General features: G+C 66.6%; 16 protein-coding genes. 8 read left to right on the top strand and 8 right to left on the bottom strand.

Annotated elements, in window-relative coordinates; genetic code table 11:
* Nucleotides 1-59: 59 nt before the first annotated feature.
* The 3 genes from GGR73_RS19815 to ubiK all read right to left on the bottom strand — a co-directional run bounded on the left by GGR73_RS19815 (nucleotide 60) and on the right by ubiK (nucleotide 2665).
* Nucleotides 60-569: a lipocalin family protein gene (locus GGR73_RS19815; protein ID WP_065033484.1), complete on the bottom strand. Its 510-nt coding sequence runs from the start codon at nucleotides 567-569 to the stop codon at nucleotides 60-62.
* Nucleotides 570-850: 281 nt separating this feature from the next.
* The gene (locus tag GGR73_RS19820) at nucleotides 851-2371 is read right to left on the bottom strand and encodes a YifB family Mg chelatase-like AAA ATPase (RefSeq protein WP_184458447.1); all 1521 of its coding nucleotides are present in this window, start codon (nucleotides 2369-2371) and stop codon (nucleotides 851-853) included.
* A gap of 15 nt (nucleotides 2372-2386) precedes the next feature.
* Complete coding sequence (gene ubiK / locus GGR73_RS19825) at nucleotides 2387-2665, bottom strand: ubiquinone biosynthesis accessory factor UbiK (RefSeq protein ID WP_167764405.1); 279 nt, start codon at nucleotides 2663-2665, stop codon at nucleotides 2387-2389.
* A 191-nt stretch (nucleotides 2666-2856) separates the two neighbouring features.
* Here ubiK and GGR73_RS19830 point away from each other — a divergent pair, with 191 nt between their 5' ends.
* Complete coding sequence (locus GGR73_RS19830; RefSeq protein ID WP_016904463.1) at nucleotides 2857-3195, top strand: P-II family nitrogen regulator; 339 nt, start codon at nucleotides 2857-2859, stop codon at nucleotides 3193-3195.
* A 451-nt stretch (nucleotides 3196-3646) separates the two neighbouring features.
* Complete coding sequence (locus tag GGR73_RS19835) at nucleotides 3647-5629, top strand: beta-N-acetylglucosaminidase domain-containing protein (RefSeq protein ID WP_184458449.1); 1983 nt, start codon at nucleotides 3647-3649, stop codon at nucleotides 5627-5629.
* 349 nt (nucleotides 5630-5978) lie between these two features.
* Here the strand turns inward: GGR73_RS19835 and GGR73_RS19840 are convergent, their stop codons facing one another.
* Nucleotides 5979-6653, bottom strand: a complete 675-nt coding sequence (locus tag GGR73_RS19840; protein WP_046344826.1) for an RIO1 family regulatory kinase/ATPase domain-containing protein — start codon at nucleotides 6651-6653, stop codon at nucleotides 5979-5981.
* A gap of 563 nt (nucleotides 6654-7216) precedes the next feature.
* Between GGR73_RS19840 and GGR73_RS19845 the strand changes: the two genes are divergently transcribed.
* Both GGR73_RS19845 and GGR73_RS19850 read left to right on the top strand, forming a co-directional pair.
* Nucleotides 7217-8029: a hypothetical protein gene (locus tag GGR73_RS19845; RefSeq protein ID WP_184458504.1), complete on the top strand. Its 813-nt coding sequence runs from the start codon at nucleotides 7217-7219 to the stop codon at nucleotides 8027-8029.
* A 191-nt stretch (nucleotides 8030-8220) separates the two neighbouring features.
* Nucleotides 8221-8832: a PH domain-containing protein gene (locus GGR73_RS19850; RefSeq protein ID WP_184458451.1), complete on the top strand. Its 612-nt coding sequence runs from the start codon at nucleotides 8221-8223 to the stop codon at nucleotides 8830-8832.
* Nucleotides 8833-8926: 94 nt separating this feature from the next.
* Here GGR73_RS19850 and speE read toward each other — a convergent pair whose 3' ends face one another.
* Nucleotides 8927-9784 (bottom strand): polyamine aminopropyltransferase, encoded by an 858-nt coding sequence (speE, locus tag GGR73_RS19855; protein ID WP_184458453.1) that lies wholly within the window; start codon nucleotides 9782-9784, stop codon nucleotides 8927-8929.
* 234 nt (nucleotides 9785-10018) lie between these two features.
* Between speE and speA the strand changes: the two genes are divergently transcribed.
* From speA to GGR73_RS19875, 4 genes are all read left to right on the top strand, one after another.
* Entirely contained in the window at nucleotides 10019-11905 is a 1887-nt protein-coding gene (gene speA / locus GGR73_RS19860; protein ID WP_104569597.1) for an arginine decarboxylase, read from the top strand.
* 893 nt (nucleotides 11906-12798) lie between these two features.
* Nucleotides 12799-16782, top strand: coding sequence for a non-ribosomal peptide synthetase (locus tag GGR73_RS19865; RefSeq protein ID WP_184458455.1), 3984 nt, complete (start codon nucleotides 12799-12801; stop codon nucleotides 16780-16782).
* The gene (locus GGR73_RS19870) at nucleotides 16775-18112 is read left to right on the top strand and encodes a glycosyltransferase (RefSeq protein WP_184458456.1); all 1338 of its coding nucleotides are present in this window, start codon (nucleotides 16775-16777) and stop codon (nucleotides 18110-18112) included. Before GGR73_RS19865 ends, GGR73_RS19870 begins: the two co-directional genes overlap by 8 nt.
* Nucleotides 18113-18399: 287 nt before the next feature.
* Nucleotides 18400-19527: an acyltransferase family protein gene (locus GGR73_RS19875; RefSeq protein ID WP_179466000.1), complete on the top strand. Its 1128-nt coding sequence runs from the start codon at nucleotides 18400-18402 to the stop codon at nucleotides 19525-19527.
* A 165-nt stretch (nucleotides 19528-19692) separates the two neighbouring features.
* On the opposite strand, the gene GGR73_RS19880 is transcribed toward GGR73_RS19875, so the two are convergent.
* The 3 genes from GGR73_RS19880 to GGR73_RS19890 are packed head-to-tail and all read right to left on the bottom strand — an operon-like array spanning nucleotide 19693 to nucleotide 21924.
* Complete coding sequence (locus tag GGR73_RS19880; protein ID WP_016901972.1) at nucleotides 19693-20448, bottom strand: SDR family NAD(P)-dependent oxidoreductase; 756 nt, start codon at nucleotides 20446-20448, stop codon at nucleotides 19693-19695.
* Nucleotides 20449-20488: 40 nt separating this feature from the next.
* Nucleotides 20489-21037 carry a hypothetical protein gene (locus GGR73_RS19885; RefSeq protein WP_184458458.1) on the bottom strand — a complete coding sequence of 183 codons (549 nt, stop codon included), beginning with the start codon at nucleotides 21035-21037 and terminating at the stop codon, nucleotides 20489-20491.
* A 5-nt stretch (nucleotides 21038-21042) separates the two neighbouring features.
* On the bottom strand, nucleotides 21043-21924 hold the full coding sequence (locus tag GGR73_RS19890) for an SPOR domain-containing protein (RefSeq protein ID WP_039524849.1): 882 nt from the start codon (nucleotides 21922-21924) through the stop codon (nucleotides 21043-21045).
* Nucleotides 21925-21939: the final 15 nt, after the last annotated feature.

Raw genomic sequence — 21939 nt, forward strand, 5'->3', positions numbered from 1 at the left:
CGAGGAAGCGTGCCCAGGCGAGAAACGTTGAAGGCTGCTTTGTCGGCTTGGCGTCGCTGTCAGGGAAGTGGCTGCTCGGTCAGTCGCCCGGTGTGCGGGGTGTGGATCAGCGGGGCCAGATCGAAGCCCTGCTCGCGCGCATGCGCCAGATAGGCCTGGGTGGTGTTTTCGTCCAGTTGCGGCAGCCTTGCCAGCAGCCACAGGTACTTGCGGTCTGGTCCGCCGACCAGCGCGGCGGTGTAGTCCGCATCGATGCGCATCACCCAGTAATCGCCTTTGGTGAACGGAATCCAGCGCAGGCCTTCGGGCAGGAAGGTGACCTCCAGCCGTGCATTGCTGTCGTCGATGGCGCGCGCCTGCCCGATCGCTTCTTCCAGCTCGCCCTCGGCGGTCAGGCAGCGGTTCTGCACCCGCACCGTGCCATCGTCCTGCAACGAATAGTGCGCCGACACATCGGTGCAATCGGCATCCTCGAAGCGAATCGGCAGCCGTGCGATTTCGTACCAGGTGCCCAGATAACGATTCAGATCCAGGGACGGGACGGTGACTAGGTCGGGAAGTCGGCTCATGATGGCCTCTGCGCAATGGGAAGGCGGACGTTGTACGTGCATCGCCATGAAATGGATGTTGCGACGCTGGAGAGAGCGTGTGGACGTATCGGCGAATGCTGTGCCGCCGGATGGAAGCACGCGTACGCGCCCTGCCGACGAACCGGCAGCAGATAACCCTTCGATGGAGACAGCGATCGATCGCATTGCCGTCTGGAATTTCTTAGCGTCCTAACGAAACTGCGCGGCATCGTCGTACGGTGGACCAATGCCACCACGTTGAGGCGTTTGGATCGGCGCTGCTACGCCGCGCTCGCCGTGCCGATGGCGCGATCCAGTTTGCGGTAACCAATGGCCTCGGTCAGATGCCGGGTGGCAATGGCCGCACTGTCGTCGAGATCGGCAATGGTGCGGGCCACGCGCAGGATGCGATGCATCGAGCGTGCGGAGAGCTGCAGGTGTTCGATGGCGCGTTCCAGCAGCACCTGATCGTCGCCTTCCAGGCGGCAGTGGTCATCGGTCTGTGCCTGATCCAGCTGCGCGTTGGGTGCGCCGGCACGCGCAAGTTGCCGTTGGCGTGCGGCGACCACGCGGGCACGCATGCTGGTGCTGTCTTCGCCGGGATCGCCGCTGCGCAAGGCCTGCGGAGGCAGCCGCGGCACTTCGACATGCAGGTCGATCCGGTCCAGCAACGGGCCGGAGATGCGGCTGCGATAGCGGCGGATGCTGTCGCTGCTGCAGCGGCAACGCCCGCTGCCATCGCCGGCCCAACCGCATGGGCATGGGTTCATGGCAGCAACCAGCTGGAAGCGTGCGGGGAAATCCACGCTGCGCGCTGCGCGCGAGATCGTCACCAGGCCCGATTCCAGGGGCTCGCGCAATACTTCCAGCGTCTGCCGCTGCCATTCGGGCAATTCGTCCAGAAACAGCACGCCGTTGTGGGCCAGCGAGATCTCGCCCGGGCGCGGATGCGTGCCGCCCCCGACCAATGCGACCGCGCTGGCGGTATGGTGCGGAGCCCGGTAGGGCCGCTGCCGCCAGCGCGCAAGATCCAGCCCGCGGCCGCTGACCGAGGTAATGGCTGCGGTTTCCAGTGCCTCGGCCTCGCTGGATTCCGGCAACAGGCCGGGCAGGCGCGAGGCGAGCAGGGTCTTGCCGCAGCCAGGGCTGCCGACCAGCAATAAATGGTGACCACCGGCAGCGGCGATCTCCAGCGCGCGACGCGCGTGCGGCTGGCCGCGCACATCGGCCATGTCGGGCAGCGCGCGCGCGCCGAGCGCCGGAATCGCTACCTCGGCAGCGGGCGCCCGTTGGCTGCCGTTGAGCGCGGCGCAGACTTCCAGCAGCGTACGCGCGGTGAAGGCCTCGACGTGCCCGGCGACAGCCGCTTCGGCGCCGTTGGTCAGCGGCACGATCAGCCGTCGCCCGGCCTGCGCGGCAGCCAGGGCGGCCGGCAGCACGCCATCGACGCCGCGCAATTCGCCGGTCAGCGCCAGCTCGCCGAGAAACTCGTAGTCGGCCAGGGTCTGGCGATCGATCTGCCCGCTGGCGGCCAGGATGCCGAGGGCGATCGGCAGGTCGAAGCGGCCGCCTTCCTTCGGCAAGTCGGCCGGGGCCAGATTGATGGTGATGCGCCGGGCGGGAAATTCAAAGTGTGCGCACAGCAGCGCCGCACGTACCCGTTCGCGCGATTCGCGCACCGCGGCCTCGGGCAGGCCCACGATCTGGGTGGAGGGAAGCCCGCCGGAGAGATGCACCTCCACCCGGACCTCAGGTGCATGCACCCCCACGCGGGCACGGCTGTGCACCAGCGCCAGACTCATGGTGGAGGGCCCTGGTCAGGGAGCGGCAGGTGGCGCTGTGGGCGGCGTCGCGGGCGCACGGGCTTCCAGCGCGGCCACGGCTTGCTCCAGCGCCTCGAGTTTCTCGCGCGTGCGCAGCAGCACCGCGCGCTGCACGTCGAACTCTTCGCGGGTGACCAGATCCAGCTTGCCCAGGCCGGCCTGCAGCGCGCCCTTGAAGGTGCTCTGCAGTTCTTCGCGCGATTGGCGCAGGCCCGGCGGCACCAGGTCGCTGAGGCGGCGGGCGAGGTCGTCGAGCTGGTTGAAATCGATCATGGGTGTTCTCCGCAGGTCCGTAGGAAGCCTAGTGCAGGCCGGGACACGCGGGACATCGGCAAGGCAGTCGGCAGGCGGTAAGGATAGTCCCATTCGACTGTCGGCCGCGGTGACGGCCGCGCGCCGCTGGGTGAGTGTTACGGCCGTCCACGGTATGCTGCGCGCCCTGTCATGCCGCTGGATCTGCACCGATGAAAATGATCATGGCCATCGTCAAACCGTTCAAGCTCGACGATGTGCGCGAAGCGCTCGCCGGCTGCGGGGTGGCAGGTATCACGGTCACCGAGGTCAAGGGCTTCGGGCGCCAGAAGGGGCACACCGAGCTGTATCGCGGTGCCGAATACGTGGTCGATTTCCTGCCCAAGGTGAAGATCGAAGTGGCGGTGACCGACGACCAGGCCGAGCGCGTGGTCGAAGCCATTGTGACCGCGGCCGGGACCGGCAAGATCGGCGACGGTAAGGTGTTCGTCTACGACCTGGGCAGTGTGGTGCGCATCCGCACCGGCGAGCTGGACAGCGACGCGCTGTGAGGCGTCAGCGGGCAGCGCCTTTGGCCGCTGCTGCGCCGTTGGTGCTCAGGCGATTGGCCGATTGCTGAGATACCGCACCCGTCATCGCCCGATTGCCGCGACACAGCGCCACGGCGTCCACCACTGCGTCGTGAGTCACCGTTCGCCGTGGGTAGGCGGCATTTGGCATCGACGGCCGACGCGTCTGCGAGACGGTGCCCCGTGCGCAACCTCATCCGGGGCAGTTGGCCCGCGACATGACCCGAGCGGTACCACGCCACGCGTGTGCTCATACCATTTCAATACCGCAGATTAAATCCGGCGCCTGAGGCCAGCAGCGGCCTCAGCGTTGTGCCGTCATGCAGCCTGTCGTTCTGCTCTGAGGAAATGTCGTGAGGCCGGGCCCGCTTGTCGCCACGCGACGACTTGCCTACTCTAGGGCCTAATACCATTTCAATACCGGAGTTCGGGGATGAAGCGACGCGATAGGAAGTCGGGCTTGCGCCCGCTCTCGCTCTGGCTGGCAGCGGGCCTGGCAGCGGCAACCGTCCCCGCGCTGGCACAGCCAGTCACCCAGCCGGCGATCTTCCCCACGCCGGTTTCGATCACGCTGCAGGGCGGCACCGTTACGCTGGGTCAGTCAGTGGTGCTGGTGGCGGCGCCGGGTGCGGATCCGGAATCGGTCGCGCTGGTACGCCGCATCCTCGGTACGGCCGGCGTCACCAAGATCGCCACCGCGGCGCGTCTGCCAGCCAAGCTCGACCGCCCGCACATCGTGCTCGGCACCGGTGAGGCGGCAGTGGTGCGCGATGCGCTGACCCGCAGCAAGGCGGTGCAGGACACCCACAAGGAGGGCTATACGCTCGCCAGCGTGGCGCTCGGCACCGGCAGCCTGATCACGCTGGCCGGTCATGACAACGACGGGCTGTTCCATGCGGCGCAGACGCTGCGCCAGCTGGTCGAGCGCCCGGCCATTCCGACCCTGGCGATCCAGGATCATCCGGCGATGCCGATCCGCGGCACCATCGAAGGTTTCTACGGCGCGCCATGGTCGATGGCCGACCGCAGCAAGCACATCGCGTTTCTCGCCCGCAGCAAGGCCAATACCTTCATCTACAGCCCCAAGGACGACCCGTACGCGCGCGATCGCTGGCGCGAGGCATATCCGGCCGCGATGCTGAAGGCGCTGGGCAAGCTGGCGGCCACCGCCAGGCGCAACCATGTCGACTTCGTCTATGCGATCTCGCCGGGGCCGTCGGTGTGCTTCTCCGATCCGGCCGATGCCAAGGCGCTGCTGCGCAAGTTCGATGCCTTCCGTGCGCTGGGCGTCCGCAGCTTCTACGTGGCGCTGGACGATATCGAATACACCAAGTGGAACTGCGAGCGCGACAAGACCACCTTCGGCGCGTCCGGCGCGCAGGCGGCCGGTATCGCGCAGTCGCATCTGCTCAACCTGGTGCAGGCCGATCTGGTCGCCCGCCACGATGCAGCCTCGGAGCTGATCATGGTGCCGACCGAGTATTACGACGCCAAGGAAAGCCCGTACAAGGAAGCGCTGCGCAAGCATCTGGACCCGAAGATCGTGGTGCAGTGGACCGGCACCGACGTGGTGCCGCCGGCCATTTCCATTCCCGATGCACGCGCGGCCACCAAGGCGTTCGGCCGCAAGACGCTGCTGTGGGACAACTACCCGGTCAACGATTTCGAAACCTCGGCCGGGCGCCTGCTGATGGCGCCGTACGCGCGGCGCGAGGCCGGCCTGTCGGCGGAGTTGTCCGGCATCGTCTCCAACCCGATGAATCAGGAAGTGCCCAGCCGGGTCGCGGTGATGGGGCTGACCGCCTTCGCCTGGAACGACACTGGCTACGACGCCCAGCGCACCTGGCATGCGGCCGCACGCGACCTGGCCGGTGGCGACGCGCAGGTGACCGCCGCGCTGCTGACCTTCTTCGATACCCAGCATCTGGCGCCGACCTTCGGCAGCCAGCCGTGGCAGGAACAGGCGCCGCGGCTGAAGGCGGTGCTCGACCATGTGCGCGAGACGATTGCCTTGGGCGATGCGGCAGCGCGCAGCCAGGCCATCGCCGAGCTGGCGCGTACGGCCGACGCGTTCGCGGCCGCGCCGCAGAGCATTCGCGCAGGCGTGGCCGACAAGGGCTTTGCGGAACAATCGCGCCCCTGGCTGGAGGCGATGGAAGGCTGGGGCCGCGCGCTGCAGCAGACCGCAGCCGGGCTGGATGCCGCCAATCGCGGTGACGCGCAGGCAGCAGTTGCGTTTGCCGATGCCAAGCGGATCGCCGCCGAAGCCGCGGCGATCCCCTCGATCCCCGGCGCCACGCGCTTCGGTGGCCCGGTCAAGATCGCCGATGGCGTGCTGGACCGCTTCGTCGCCGACGCGCCGCAATTGATCGCCTACCGCGCGCCGCCGGCAGGCGAAGCGGCAAGCGCGCAGTGAGGAGCCGGGGCGGCGACCGGACGACCGGCTAGCCGCCTGGAGGGCGCCGCCGGTGCACGGCATCGGCGCGTGACCCAGTCCACTGTGGTTTCCCCGCGCCGTTGCGCACCAGCTGGCGATTGCTCGCCAGGAAGATCGGCGCACCGTTGGCGTGGCATCGGGATGGCCAGGCTTGCAGCCCGGCGAACGTGGCCCGCGTCGCCGGATCAGCATGCGGGACGCAGATCGATGCGCGTTGTTGCGCTGGTGTCGGGGCTGGATGCAGGGCGCGGTGCGCGTCACCAGCCAGGCATCAGGGCGCGTGCGCGCTGCCTCGGTGGCGGGCTTGCGGCCTGCCGGTCAGCGGGTTTCAGTCGGCACTGGTTGGCTGCGCATCGCGCTTCAGGTGCCGATACAGCCGCTTCCAGCTGCCGCGGATGGTGCGTACCCAGCGCGGCTCGGCGCTGCGTGCGGCCTCGTCGGCGGTCGGCGCGATCCCGGCCAGGCGCTGGCGCATCTTCTGGAAATTGGCCAGGTCGCTGCGCTGCAGTTGCCGCGCCAGCGTGCCGCGCCGCAACCAGCGCGGGAAGCGCCAGGCCGAGGTGAAATCGATCAGCACCGGCACGCCGGCACTGATCACCACATTGGTGCCGTGCAGATCATTGTGGGTGATGCCGACGGCGTGCAGGCGGCGCAGCGCCTGCTGCAATTGTTGGAACACTTCCTGGCCGACCACCGCACTGGCGCTGAGGGTGTCGCCGGGGATGAACTCCATGCCCAACGCCAGCCCGCCCAGCGTGCCGAGCAGGGCCGGCGCGTGCCGCCAGCCGTGCAGGCGGGCCAGCATCTTGGCCTCGTGCCGCACCATCAGCCGCGCGATCGGCGCCAGCAGCGTACGGCGGTAGCGGCTGTAGTCCTTGACCACCGCCAGCTGCCCATCCAGATGCGTGCGATAGACGTTGGGCTCGAGCAGCCGGGTGCCCTGCTTGAGCAGCACGGGCGTGACGATTTGCAGGCTGGAGGTGTCCAGCGGCTGGTAATGCATGGCAAGTCTCCGGACCTTGGCGGCGCGGAGGAATCACGCGTCTGGCAGGTTCACGATGATCGCGGGGGATCGGTCCGGTGAATTTTAGAACTTGCGAGTACTGAAATTACATTTGTTTAACAAATGTAATGTTCCGGGAGTGGAACGGTTCGAAGAATCAATAGCTTGCCGCGTCAGCTGCAGTCAATCTTGTCGATACGTCCTTACGACGCGCTGCCCGCAGCGAGCGTGCGTGGAGCGCAGCGCACCCCGTACCCGTCGGCAGCAGCGCTTGTCGGGGCGGCTGGCCGCGCACTGTGCGCACCGACGGTCAACGATCACAGCCCTTCTTGACAGCTGCTGAGACTCGATCCACTGTGCCGGCTGCGGTCAGGGGGCTGCATCACACGTCAGTACCGGCACGTCCACGCGGACGATGCCTGAAGCCGAGTACGCGCACGATCCGGTGATGCTGGGAAAGCCCCCGAATGGGACAGCAACTGCGCCACTTCCGGACGCCGCCAGGTCATGCCTGCGTGCGCATGGATGCGGGGACGATGGAGGACGACTCATTGGGGAATGCAATGAAAAGGACCGCAACATGGCTGTTGGCCTGCACGGCGCTGGGCTGCGTTTCCGACGCGGCCGCGCAGTCGTTGTCGCGTGGCTGGGACACCTATCGGCAACAGCAAAAGCAGCAACAGGCCGCTGCACAGAGCGGCGCAGCGCAGCTGGCGACGCCAGCGGCATCGAGCACTGCAAAAACGAACGACGACGCGCTGCAGTCAGCCGCAGCCAATGGTAGTTACACAGCTGGACCTGCCGAAGCCACCACCATCGCTTCTGCTCCATCCACGGCCGTGGCGCCGTCGCCGGCTCTCGCGTATCGGTCGGCGACGCCACGCGAGGAAGAGCAACGTCTCAAGAGCGGTGTCTTTCTTGGTGTGCAGGGCGGTCAGGGGAAAGTATACGAAGGCATCGATCAGGACATGCTCGGCTTTAATGCCGGCTATCGCTGGCGGGCAGGCCCGGTGACCCTGATCGGCATCGAAGCGGCGGTGGGAAAGCTGGCCCGCATCAGCGATCACGAGGACTCCTACGTACCCGGCGTGGAATTCGGCAGTCTGGGCGGCACTGCGCGTTTCAACTTTGGTGACAGTCCACTTTTCGCTGTGGTAGGCCTGGGCTATTGGTCGGCCAATTCCAACGGCGAATCGAATGAGCGCGTGTCAGGTGCGTACGCGGGTGCCGGCTTTGGCGTAGACATTGGCCGGCACGCCAGTTTGAGCGTGTTCTATACCAACTATCTTTATGCCAACGACTATTACTACTCCGACGAAGACATCACCATCAATCGTGCCGAAGTGTTGAACGTTGGCGCTGAAGTTCGCTTCTGACCGGTTGCTTGATCAAAAGTGTGTAACGACAGGGCGGATGGTGGCATCCGCCCTGTCGTGTTTGGAGCGTGGAGAGCGCTGAATCCTTGGATGAACCGAGGCCTGCAGCGCGTGCGATGCCGCAACCTGCATGCTGGATGTGGTGTCATACAAGACAACGCTGCGGCGCAGGCGATCACGACGAGGAAGGTATGGAGGTCTTTACGCAATTCCTGACCGATGAGCAGGATCCGGTGGCCGTGGGCAAGATCCTGCCCAAGGTGAACGAGCTGCTGACGCGGGACGAGCAGGTCGAGTACATCGCGGTGCAGAAGAAAATGGTGGTGAACCTGTCGCCCGCCGCGGTGGTGCTGACCACGCGCAGATTCATCGTGGTGCACCCCATGCTGTTCGGAATGACGTTTCGCGATGTCCCCTGGCGCGAGGTGCTCGACGTGCATATGAGCGAGCAGATGCTGGGGGCGACGATCATGTGCCGCACCACGCAGGGCGGTTACCTGTCCATCGACAGCCTGCCCAAGAAGCAGGCCCGGCGGGTCTACGCCTATGCGCAGCAGGTGGAGGAATCGGCCTACGAAAAGCGCCAGCAGCTGGAGTTCGACAAGTTGCGCGCATCGGCAGGTGGCGTGGTGGTGCACGCACCCACCGCGCAGGGCAGCGCGTCCTCGTCACCGCAGAGCACGGCAGCGGCCGCGGACGATCCGATCCAGGTGCTGAGCAAGCTCAAGCAACTGCTGGATGCGGGACTGGTGACCCAGGAAGAGTTCGACGCCAAGAAAGCCGAGGTGCTGGCGCGGTTGTAGCGCGCTCTGCACGGTTGCCTGGTCACGGTCTGGCCGTGATTACTGGCGCGCCGCCCGCATCCGCTGGCGGCGCGCTACGGTGCGTGAGCCGTGCTTACTCGCCCAGTGCCTTGGCCACGAACGGCGGTGCGACCAGCACGCCGGTATGCAGGTGCGCGGTGTAGTACAGCGTCTCGAAGCCCTTGGCCTGCGCAGCGTCCAGGCGGAAGGCGAAGTCGGCGTTGGCCTGCTTGCTGGCCATGGTCACGCTCCACCAGCCGGTCGGGTAGCACGGCTGCGGGAACGGCAGGGTCTTGAACGACTGGAAGCCGGCCTTGCCCATTTCGGTACGCATTTCCTCGATCAGCTCCAGCAGCGCCAGCGGCGATTCGGACTGCTGCACCAGGATGCCGTCGTCCTTCAATGCCTTGAAGCAGCTCTCGTAGAAGGCCTTGTTGAACAGGCCCTCGGCCGGGCCGACCGGGTCGGTGGAATCGACGATCACGATGTCCACGCTGCCGGCCGGGCAGTTGGCCATGTAGGCCACGCCGTCGTCGAACAGCAGCTCGGCGCGCGCATCGTGGTTGGAATCGCACAGCTCGGGAAAATACTTCTCCGACATGCGGGTGACCTGCTCGTCGATGTCGCACTGGGTGGCGCTTTCCACGCCCGGGTGCTTGAGCACCTCGCGCAGGGTGCCGCAGTCGCCGCCGCCGATGATCACCACGCGCTTGGGCGCGGCGTGGGTGAACAGCGCCGGATGGCTGATCATCTCGTGATAGAAGAAATTGTCGCGGCTGGTCAGCATCACCGCGCCGTCGATCAGCATCAGCTTGCCCCAGTCGGTGGTCTGGTAGATCTCGATCTTCTGGAACGGGGACTGCACCTCGTCCAGCTTGCCGCTGATGCGGAAGCCGATCGCCGAGCCGGTCGGCTGGAAATGTTCGATGTACCAGTTGTCGTTGGCGCTCATGCAAGGTCCTGAAAGATGGGGCTGTTCCTTCTCCCACTTGGGAGAAGGTGGCGCGAAGCGCCGGATGAGGGTCGGGCGCAGCCGCGCACAGGCAAGCTGCTGGCGGCCATCCCGAACCCCCGCCAACCCCGCTCCAATCAGGAGCAGGGCGTGAAGTCGGCGCGGATTGTAACGGACCCTGCGCGTGCCAGGCGTTACACTTCACGCCCTTTTTGCCCCAGCCGAGTCAGCGAAATGAGCGATTGGTCCCTCGACCAAGCCCGCAAGACCTATTCGATCCCGCATTGGGCCGACGGGTATTTCGATGTGAACGACGCCGGACATGTGGTGGTCACGCCGACCAGCGACGGTCCGTCGGTGTCGTTGCCCGAGGTGGTTGACGCCGCGCGCGCAGCCGGTGCCAAGCTGCCGCTGCTGGTACGTTTCCCGGACATCCTGGGCCAGCGCCTGGGCAAGCTGCAGGCGGCGTTCGCGCGGGCGCAATCCGAATGGGACTACGCCGGCGGCTACACGGCCGTCTACCCGATCAAGGTCAACCAGCATCGCGGCGTGGCCGGCACGCTGGCCAGCCACCACGGCGACGGCTTCGGCCTGGAGGCGGGCAGCAAGCCGGAGCTGATGGCGGTGCTGGCGCTGTCGCGTCCGGGCGGGCTGATCGTCTGCAACGGCTACAAGGACCGCGAATACATCCGCCTGGCGCTGATCGGCCGCAAGCTCGGCCTGCAGACCTTCATCGTCATCGAAAAGCCCTCCGAGCTGAAGCTGGTGCTGGAGGAGGCGCGCGCGCTGGACGTCAAGCCGGGTCTGGGCGTGCGCATGCGCCTGGCCTCGCTTGGCGCGGGCAAGTGGCAGAACAGCGGTGGCGACAAGGCCAAGTTCGGGCTGTCGCCACGGCAGGTGCTGGACCTGTGGAAGACCCTGCGCGACACCGAGTACGCCGACAGCCTGCAGCTGCTGCATTTCCACATGGGCTCGCAGATCTCCAATGTGCGCGACATCGCCAACGGCATGCGCGAGGCCACGCGCTACTTCGTGGAGCTGTCGCGGCTGGGCGCCAGGATCAGCCATGTGGACGTTGGCGGCGGCCTGGGCATCGATTACGAAGGCACGCGCTCGCGCAGCTATTGCTCGATCAATTACGGCCTGCATTCCTACGCCAGCAACATCGTGCAGCCGCTGGCCAGCGCCTGCGAGGAGCACGGCCTGACCCCGCCGCGCATCGTCACCGAATGTGGCCGCGCGATGACCGCCCACCACGCGGTGCTGATCGCCAACGTGTCCGAAGTGGAGCAGGCGCCGGAAGGTCGCGTGCCGGACGCACACGACGACGAGCCGGCAGCGATCCGCCACCTGCGCGAGATCCACGACGAGCTCGATGTGCGCCCGGCGGTGGAACTGTTCCAGGAGGCGCAGCACTTCCATGCCGAAGGCTTGAGTGCGTATGCACTGGGCCAGATCGACCTGACCCACCGCGCGCGTATCGACGACCTGTTCTATGCGATTGCGCATGGCGTGCGTGCACGCCTGAGCTTCGACGAGAAGAGCCATCGCCCGGTGCTGGACGAGCTCAACGAGCGGCTGGTGGACAAGTATTTTGTCAACTTCAGTGTGTTCGAGTCGATTCCGGATGTGTGGGCGATCGATCAGGTGTTCCCGATCGTGCCGATCGAGCGCTTGAACGAAGCGCCGCAGCGGCGCGGCATCATCGCCGACATGACCTGCGACTCGGACGGCATGGTCAAGACCTACGTCGAGAACGAAAGCCTGGACAGCTCGATGCCGCTGCACACGCTGAATCCGGGCGAGAGTTATCGCATCGGTTTCTTCCTGGTCGGTGCCTACCAGGAAATCCTGGGCGATATCCATAACCTGTTCGGCGATACCGATGCGGTGGAAGTGGCCGTGGACGGCGATGGCTATCGCATCGCGCAGCAGCGCCGCGGCGATACCACCGATGTGATGCTGGACTACGTGGGCTATCAGCTGGACACGCTGCGTGCGACCTATGCCGAGCGCATCGCCGCCGCGCAGCTGTCGCCCGAGCGCGCACAGGAATTGAGCGATGCGCTGGAAGCAGGGTTGACCGGTTACACCTATCTGTCCGACGAACCGTTGGGCTGAGGCACTGCGCGCTGCGGCCGGGCCGTGGCGCGCCATTCTGTTTCACCTTCGAGCGCACTGCATTGACGCGATGGCCCGCAGCATCGCTGCGCGGCCGTAATGTGGTGTAACTCATGTTCATGATCCGGTGCCATCGCCGGACGCCATGGTTTCTACGCGCCCTGGCCGAGCCCGGTAAGGCATTGCCTGCAACGACGGCGTGCCACGATCCACGCCATCGGCCCAGCCAGGGCCAGGCAATCACCAGCAACAGCTGTGCATACGTGATCGCCTTAGCATGGCAATGACAATCAAGTAACCGTGGCGTGACCGCACGGTTGCAGACGGCATTGCAAAAAATCACTGTATTTTGCGAAGTGGTTGCGCCGGCAATGCAATAACGTCAACGCCGTTGCACACAATGGTCTTAATACATACGGCCATGGGCGCGGCGCAGGCCATGCAAAATTCCCGGAAAAAAAGCCTTCACCGGCTGCGGTGCGATGCATGGCCGTCGGTTCGGTAGCGCGCAACCGCCGGAAAACGCGCGCTATGGGCGTATGCATCCAGAACATTAGTTGAAATCACACTTCGGCAAAAAATTTTCGCAGGCGACGCGGATTTCGTGATTTTTGCACGGTTTATCGCGGTGGCTAATTGTTAGTGTTTGTTTAACTTGTCGGGAAACAAGTGCTTTTAGCAATGTCGTTGCACGTCGTGGTAGCGACGCTGCACGTCGCTTCGTGGTGCGTTCCCATTGTGCGTTTCCATCGTATATCGCCGGCATGCGTTGGCGGTCGTCGGTGTCTCTTACCTCACGTTCTCAAGGCCAGGTGCTGATCCGGCGTCCCACTGACCGCATTGCGGACATGGCGCACCGGGCGACTGCGCGCCACACAAGAAGGATGCACGCAATGCACACTGACGACTCTCCCGTGTTTCCCCTGACCAAAGCGCAACGCGGCCTGTGGGTGGCCAGCAAGTTGCATACCGACAACACCTTGATGTTGTCCGAAGCCCTGGAAATGTTCGGCCCGCTGGATCCGCAGCTGCTGATCCGCGCCAGCATGCAGCTGACGCGCGAATTCGACACGCTGCGGCTATGCATCGCCGAGCACGACGGCGTGCCGCATCAGGTGGTCCTGCCCGAATACACCGCCGCGATTCCGTATTTCAACGTTAGCGAAGATCCTTCCCCGCGCAACGCCGCCGAGCATTGGGTCGACGAAGAAATCCGCAAGCCGGAAGATCTGCAGAACGGGCCGTTATGGCATTGCGCGGTGTTTCGCCTTGGCGAAGACCACCATATGTGGGTGCAATGCGTCAGCCATCTGGTGATGGATGGCTATTGCGCCTCGATCATGATGCAGCGCATGGCGGTGCTGTATAACGCCTACGCAGAAAACATCGAGCCGGAGCCTGCGCAATACGGTAGTGCGCTGTCGCTGATCGAGCTGGAACAGCAGTATCGCGACTCCGATCGTTTTCAGCGCGACCGCAGCTACTGGATGCAGCAGCTGGCCGACCTGCCGCCGCCGGCGACCCTGGCGCGTCCGGGCAATCACCTGTCGACCGGCTTGTTGCGTGGCACCGGACAGTTCTCGCCGCAGCAGGTGGTGCGGCTGCGCGCGCTCGGCAAGGACTATGGCGCCAGCCTGCCGCAGATGCTGATTTCGCTGATCGCAGCGTACTACTACCGTTGCACCGGTGCCGAGGATCTGGTGCTGGCCATGCCGGTGACCGGCCGCATCAATGCGCGCTACCGGCAGACCGCAGGCCTGGTGGCCAATGTGATTTCGCTGCGCCTGAAAATGGATCCGCAGCAGCCGGTGCATGCGCTGTTCGCGCAGGTGTCCTCGGTGGTCAGGCATGCGCTGCGCCACCAGCAATACCGCTTCGAGGACGTGCGCCGCGATCTGGGCATGTTCGGGATCGATCAGAAGTTCGCACGCCTGGCAGTGAACATCGAAGCCTTTGACTACGCACTGCGCTTTGGCCAGGCCTATGCGATGCCGCATAACCTGTCCAACGGCCCGGCCGACGATCTGACCATCTTCTGCTACGAGCGCGGCGACGGTGCCGCGTTGCGCTTCGATCTGGATGCCAATCCGGCGCTGTACGACAGCGACGAGCTGGCCGAGCACTGCCGCCGCCTGACCCATCTGGCCGATGCGGTGCTGGCCGATCCGGAATGCGCGTTGGGCCAGATTGATGTGCTGGGCGATGCGGAACGCCGCCGCCTGTTGCAGACCTGGAACGCCACCGCCGCAGCGCTGCCGGAGCCGGCCACGCTGCTGCACGGCATGCTGCAGCGTGCCGAGCTGATGCCGGCGGCAGTGGTGGTGCAATACGACAACCGCACCCTGGACTACGCCACGCTGTGCGAACTGGCCTCGCGCATCGCCGCGCAATGGGTGGCCGATGGTGTCCGCCCTGGCGACGTGGTCGCCATCGCGCTGCCGCGCAGCGAGCAATTGCTGGTGGCCCTGCTGGCGGTGATGTGGAGCGGGGCGGCGTATCTGCCGCTGGACCCGGAAAGCCCGGCCGCACGCAACCGGCAGATGCTCAACGATTCCGGTGCCATCGCGCTGGTCTGCGAGCCGGCGTTGTGTGAGCGCTATCTGCTCGGCGGCATGGTCTGGCTGGATCCGCGCCCGGCGGTGTTGCCGGCGGCAATCGCGCCGCTGGCCACGCCGGACGGTACGGCCTATGTGCTGTACACCTCCGGCTCGACCGGCGCACCCAAGGGTGTGGAAATCAGCCATCGCAACCTGTTCAATTTCCTGCATGCGATGGAGCATGAGCTTGCGTTGCGTCCGCGCGACCGCGTGCTGGCGGTCACCACCATCACCTTCGATATCGCCGGGCTGGAGCTGTATCTGCCGTTGCTGGTGGGTGCGCGCGTGGTCATCGCACCGGCCGGCATCACCCACGATCCACGCAGCCTGTCGCGGCTGATCGCGCAGGAGCAGATCAGCATGGTGCAGGCGACCCCGTCGCTGTGGCGCATCCTGCTGGCCAATCAGGATCTGGCGCTGGACCGTATCCACGCCCTGGTCGGCGGCGAAGCCCTGGTGCCGGAACTGGCGACCCAGTTGCTGAGCCGGGTCGGGCGCCTGACCCAGTTGTATGGGCCGACCGAAACCACGATCTGGTCGACCATCATGCCGTTGCAGCTCACCGACGCTGCCGCCCCGCCGATCGGCAGGCCGCTGCTCAATACCCGCGTCTATGTGCTCGATGCGCAGCGGCAACCGCTGCCGACCGGCGCGATCGGTGAGTTGTACATCGGTGGCGCGGGCGTGGCCAAGGGCTATCGCGGCAAGCGCCAGCTGACCAGCGAGCGCTTTGTGCGCGACCCGTTCGCCGACGACGGCAGCAACATGTACCGCACCGGCGACCGCGTGCGTCAGCGCCGCGACGGCATGCTGGAATTCATCGGCCGCGCCGATGCGCAATTGAAGATCCGCGGCCATCGCGTGGAGCCGGCCGAAATCGAAAACGCCTTGCTGCTCCACTCGCAGGTGGCGCAGGCGGTGGTGGTCGGTCATCGCGATGGCGACCACGACACACTGCAGTTGCTGGCGTATGTGGTGGGCAAGCATGGCGCGACGCCATCACCCGAGCTGTTGCGCGCCCATCTGCAGCAGCGCCTGCCGGCGTCGATGATTCCCACCTTGTGGGTGCCATTGCAGGCACTGCCGCTGACACCCAATGGCAAGCTGGATCGCCGCGCCTTGCCCTCGCCAGGTGCGCTGCCGCAGCGCGCGCATGTGGCGCCGCGCGATGCGCTCGAACAGCAGCTGGCAGCGATGCTGCAGGACGTGCTGGGCATCGAAGTGGTGGGTGTCGAAGACAACTTCTTCGAGCTCGGCGGCGACTCGCTGCGCGCGGCAGAAATGGCAGCACGCTTCCCGCAGACGTTCGGTGTCGAACTGCCATTGGGCACCCTGTTCCATGCGCCGACGATTGCGGGCCTGGCCGAGGTGATCAAGCGCAACTCGCAGACTCCGAACGACCCGCTCGGCGTGCTGTTGCCGTTGCGTGCGGGCACCCCGGGTACGCCGCCGCTGTTCTGCATCCACCCGGTGGTCGGCCTGGGCTGGTCGTATCTCACCTTGCTCGGTCAGCTCGATCCGCAGTGGCCGGTGTATGCCTTGCAGTCGCCGGGCTTGAGTGACCCGCAGCATCGCCCGGAAAGCATCGAGGCGATCGCGCGCGATTACTTGGCGCGGCTGCGCACGGTGCAGCCACAGGGGCCGTACCGATTGATCGGCTGGTCGCTGGGCGGCTTGATCGCCCATGCCATCACCGCCGAACTGCATGCGCTGGGCGAAGAAGTCGAATTGCTGGCAATGCTCGACAGCTACCCGCACCTGGAGCAGGCCGCGTCGCTGCCGGAATCGGAAAACGTGCGTGCATCGGTGCATGCGCTGGGTCTGCATCTGGCACACGGCCAGCCGATGCCGACCACGGTGGCCGAACTGGCCAGCCTGCTGTGCGATCACTACGGCTTGAACGACCTGCCCGCGGTGCGCCAGCTGCTCGAGCAACGCCCCACGCTGCTGGACGACATGGGCGGCATGACCCAGCACCACCTGCATCTGGCGCGGCGTCACCGTCCCAAGCCGCTGGACCAGGATGTGGTGTTCGTCGAAGCGAGCGTGCGCATGACTTCCGGCGGTGACGATACGGTGTGGGTGGATTATCGGCCGCAGGCCTGGCGCCCGTATGTGCGCAACCTGCAACTGCATGTGCTGGACAGCGACCACCACTCGATGCTGTCGTCCACACATTCGGCCACGCTCAGCTCACTGCTGCACGCGGCCACCACGAAAGCCGCACAACGCGATGGCAGCATCGCCACCGCCAGCGACGGGGTGGCCGAATATGCCTGAGTCCTCCTTCAACGCGGGACGCCAGCGCCCGGTGCTGATCGCCACCCTGGGTACGCATGGCGATGTACGCCCGATCATCGCGCTGGGCCGTGGCTTGCAGGCGCGCGGTTACCCGGTGCGGGTGCTGACCAGCGCCAACTTCGAAGCGCTGATCCGCGCCAATGGGCTGGACTTCTTCCCACTCAGCGGCGACCACCAGAAACTGCTGCAGGGCCATCCGGATGTCGCCGAGATGCGCGGTGGCTGGCGCGGCATCTGGGGCACCTTGCGTGCGCAGCTGCTGGAGTGGGCGCGCGACTGGGCCGAGCAGGGCCGCGCGGCCTGTGCCGATGCCGGCCTGATTCTCGGCGTCGGCAGCGCCAGCCTGCTGGCGCATAGCCTGGGCCAGGCCTATGGCCTGCCGGTGGTGTTCACGCAATTGCAGCCGCTGACCGCCTCGCGGCATGTGCCGCTGATGGTGATGCCCACCGTGCGCCTGCCCGGGCTGGTGAGTGTGGCGCTGCATCACGCGGTGCGCTTTGCCGGCTGGCAGCTGATGCGCCCGGCGCTCAACGGCATCGTGCGCCCGGCCTTGGGACTGCCGGCATATCCGTGGAGTGGCCCCGATCGCAGTGCGCAGCGCGTGGTGTATGGCTACAGCGAGCATCTGTGCCCACGCCCGCCGGACTGGCCGGACCGGGCCCAGGTCAGCGGTTTCTGGCAGTTGCCGCAGCCGCAGTGGCAGCCACCGGCCGCGCTGCAGGCGTTTCTGCAGGCCGGCCCGCCGCCGCTGTATATCGGTTTCGGCAGCATGATCAGCAGCGATGCGGCCCAGCTCACCGCCATCGTCAAGGCGGCGGTGCGTCTGACCGGTCAACGCGCGCTGCTGGCCAGCGGCTGGGGCGGGCTGGCGGCCGCGGAAGACGCATCCGACGATGCCGAGCGCTTCTTCCAGCTGGAGCAGGCACCGCACGATTGGCTGTTTCCGCGGGTGTCGGTGGCAGTGCATCACGGTGGTGCCGGCACCACCGGTGCGGCGCTGGCTGCGGGGATTCCGTCGGTGGTGCTGCCGTTCGGCTATGACCAGCCGTTCTGGGCGCACTGCCTGGCCCAACGCGGCGTCGCCCCGCCGGCGCTTGCACGGGTCGGGCTGCAGCCGGAGACCCTGGCCGATGCCATCGGCCAGGCCAGCGCGCCGAGCATGCGCGCAGCGGCGCGCGCGCTGGGGCAGCGCATCCGCGAGGAGGACGGAATCGGCCGTGCGGTGGAGCAGCTGGAAGCCTGGGGATTGCTGCAACCGGCGCTGTCGGTGGCGCCGGCCGTGCGGATCGAGCAGCAGGCCGTCGCGTGACACAGGCCGATGCGTGATGGATGACGCTGTGGGGAGCCACAGCGTCAACATTGGATTGGCTGCGGCAATGCGGCTGGCCTCACCGAAGCCCCTTGGCTGCTGCACGGGCGGGTCGCTGGCGTGTTGCTGTCGCCGATGGGGGGGCGGCCGGACCATGCCTGCATGACGGAGTGAGGTGGAAACAGCGTCTGCATTGCTGATCCGAGCTGGCGAATGCGGCCAGCGCCGGCATCGTCGCATCGGTAGGATGCGGCACAATCGGGCTCCCTCGGCTTTGCATCGCCCGCATGCGCTACCCCGCTCTCGATCTGCTGCGTGGCCTCGCCATTGTCTGGGTGATGCTGTTCCATTCCTTCGTGGTCGGCGGTCTGGGGCCGGACTGGGCGTGGTTGTCGCGCTACGGCTGGATGGGCGTGGACCTGTTCTTCGTCCTGAGCGGCTTTCTGATCGGCACGCAGGTGCTGAGGCCGCTGGCGCGCGGGCAACGCCTGGACTTCAAGGAGTTCTATCTGCGCCGCGCGTTTCGCATCCTGCCGGCGTTCTTGCTGGTGCTGGTGATCTACATGGCGTGGCCGGACTTTCGCGAGTCGCCGGGGCTGGCGCCGTGGTGGATGTTCGTCACCTTCACCCTGAACCTGTTCGTCGACTACGGCCGTGATGCCGCGTTCTCGCACGCCTGGTCGCTGTGCGTGGAAGAACATTTCTATCTGGTGTTTCCGTTGCTGGCGACGCTGCTGCTGCGTCGGCCCTCGGCCGCACGCTTTGGCGTGCTCTGCGTGCTGGTCGTGGTTGCAGGCATCGCGCTGCGTGCCGGCATCTGGTGGCACAACACCGCCCTGGACAGCGCTGGCGTCGGTCTGCAGCGCAACTGGTTTATCGAAGACATCTACTACCCGACCTGGAACCGTCTGGACGGTCTGCTGGCCGGTGTCGTGCTGGCGGTACTGAAGGTGTTTCGCCCCACGCTCTGGCAACGGCTGCAGCAACACGGCAACGCCATCCTGTGTGCCGGCGTGGCGATTCTGGCGCTGGCACTGTGGCTGTTCCGCGAGCGCACCGGCCTGATCGGCAATGCGGTGGGCTGGCCGGTGCTGTCGCTGGGGCTGGCCTTGCTGGTGCTCGCCGGCACTGCCAGCAGCGGTGTGCTTGGCGGTTTGCGTGTGCCGGGCGCGGCATGGCTGGCGGCCATCTCCTACAGCCTGTATCTGACCCACAAGGCCGTCTTCCATCTCACCCAGGGCTGGTTCGGCCCGGCGCTGGAGGGGCGGGGCGTGCTGGCATTTGCGGTGTATGGCCTGGTGGCAGTGCTGGGCGGCGCGCTGTTGCACTACGCGGTGGAGCGCCCGTTCCTGCAACTGCGCGACAGGATGCTGCGGCCAGGCGCGCAGCCGTTGGCTGCCGCCGATCGCGGCTGACCAGGCAGAGCAAAACGCCGCGCAATGCGCGGCGTTGTCATCAGCCCTGGCGGTACGCCGGTTGCCGCGCCGCACCGAGCTTGGATGCGGCGCAATCTGCCAACGCGCCGACCAACCCACCATCGGATCGCGACGCGACCGAGGCATTGGCGTTGCAGGCCATCGTCACTGCGCGTCGCGCGCCACCTGGAAACCAGCGAACGACTGCGTGACCGGCATGATTTCCAGCCGATTGATGTTCAGATGCGCCGGCAGGCTGGCGACGTAAAAGATCTGCTCGGCGATGTCCTCGGCGGTCATCGGGGTGGCGCCGCGGTACAGCGTGTCGGAGGCGGCCTGGTTGCCGCCGGTGCGCACCAGGGTGAATTCGGTTTCGGCCATGCCCGGTTCGATCGAGGTCACGCGTACGCCGGTGCCGTGCAGGTCCGCGCGCAGGCCCAGCGAAAACTGCTGCACGAACGCCTTGGTGCCGCCGTACACGTTGCCGCCGGTGTAGGGGTAGGTCGCCGCGACCGAGGCGATGTTGATGATGGCGCCGCGGCGTGCGATCAGCGCCGGCAGCAGGCGGTGGGTGAGGGTGACCAGCGCGGTCACATTGGTGTCGATCATCTGCTGCCACTGGGTCAGGTCGGCCTGTTGTGCAGGCGCGGTGCCCAGCGCCAGCCCGGCGTTGTTGACCAGCACATCGATGTCGGCAAACTCGGCCGGCAATGCGTCGATCGCTGCCGACAAGGCCTGCGCATCGCGCATGTCGAAGGCTGCGGTGTGCACCTGGCCGGCGGGCAGCTCGGCCGCCAACGCATCCAGGCGCTCGGCGCGGCGGCCGGTGGCGATGATCTTCCAGCCGGCGGCGGCAAACCGGCGCACGGCGGCGCTGCCGAATCCGGAGGTGGCACCGGTGATCAGAACAGTCTTGGACATGGGGGATAACTCCTGCGAACGAGGGGGTCAGGCAAAGGGATCAGGGGGTGGTGGCAGCGCCGGGTGCGTGGGCCTGGGCACGGCGCGCGCGCAGCTCGGCCTCACTGAGCGGCTCGCGCGTCACTACGCGGCCGTGTTGCACCTGCAGGAGCAGATACGGTGCTTCTGCGGTGCCGGGTGCGGTGTCGCCGGCGCTCGCGGCGGTTGGCAGGGCGATCAGCAGCTCACCGTCGATCCAGTCCGCGGCGACCGGGGCGGTTCGTCCGGGGAACAACACCTCGAGCGGTAACGCCGGCGGCGCGGTGTCGCAGGCACCGATGACGATGCGATCCAGCAGCACCTTCGTCTGCTCCACGCGCCAATCGGCCTGGTAGCCGCGCCAGTTTGCACTGCAACTGCCCAGCGCCGGCCGCGCATGCGCCACGAACCGTTGCCAGGTGGCCTGGTCGTCCAGCACCGGCGCCAATGGCTCGGCCAGCAGCACCGCGTCCTGCCCGTCGATCCGGATGCGGTCGGGAATCTGCTCGGTGGCGTGCGCCGCGCCGATCAGTCCCCACCACAACCACAGGCCGGCGGTGCGCTGCAGCACGGCGGCTACTGCGCCTTGATCGCAATGGCGGGCAAGCCGCTACCGGTCAGTTTCTGCTTGGCTTCTGCCAGTTCGCTGGCGCTGCCGTACGGCCCCATGCGCACGCGGTAGACGGTCTTGCCGCTGATGTCGGCCGACTCCACGCGTGCGGCCAGGCCCATCATCGCCAGCTTGGCCTTGGTCGATTCGGCATCGCCGGAGGCGCCGAACGAGCCGGCCTGCAGGATGTAGCGGGTGTTGTCGGTCACTGCAGAGGCAGCTGCCGGGGTGGCAGCTGCTGCTGTCGCTGCCGGCTTCGGCGCAGCGGTTGCAGCCGGCGTGCTCAGTGCCGCAGTGCTGGCCGGGGCCGGGGTGGCGGCCGGGCGTGCCGGGGCGGTCTCGGCCAATGGCTTCGGCGCGCTGGCGGCCGTTTCGGTCAACGGGACCGGCACGCTGGCGGCCGGCGTGGCTGCCGCCACACTCGCACCCGGTGCAGGCGCGACCGGCTTGCCTTCCAATGCGGCGCGCGCACGTGCAGCTTCCTCGGCGCGCGCGCTGGCCGCCAGCTCGGCATCGGACATCTGCACCTCCTTGCCGGGCAGCAAGGTATAGAAGTCGTACTGGGTCTGCGCATCGCCCGGCTTGGCCTGCGGCTTGGGCGGTTGCGCGCTGGGCTTGGGCAGCTCGGCCGGCGTATCCACGTCGGCATCGGCCACCGGCTCGGGCTGTGCGTCGGGGTTGGCGCGCGGGCCTACGCGCAGGAAGCCGTCGCCGTCCTTCTTGAACAGGTTGGGCGCGGCCAGAAAGATCACTGCCGCAATCGCAGCGCCCGCCACCAACCACACCCAACCGGGGGTGCCATTGCTGGTGTTGCGTCGCGCCTGACTCTTACCGCGTCGTGCTGCCATCTACCACTTCTCCGA

The organism is Xanthomonas sp. F14 (assembly GCF_014199865.1).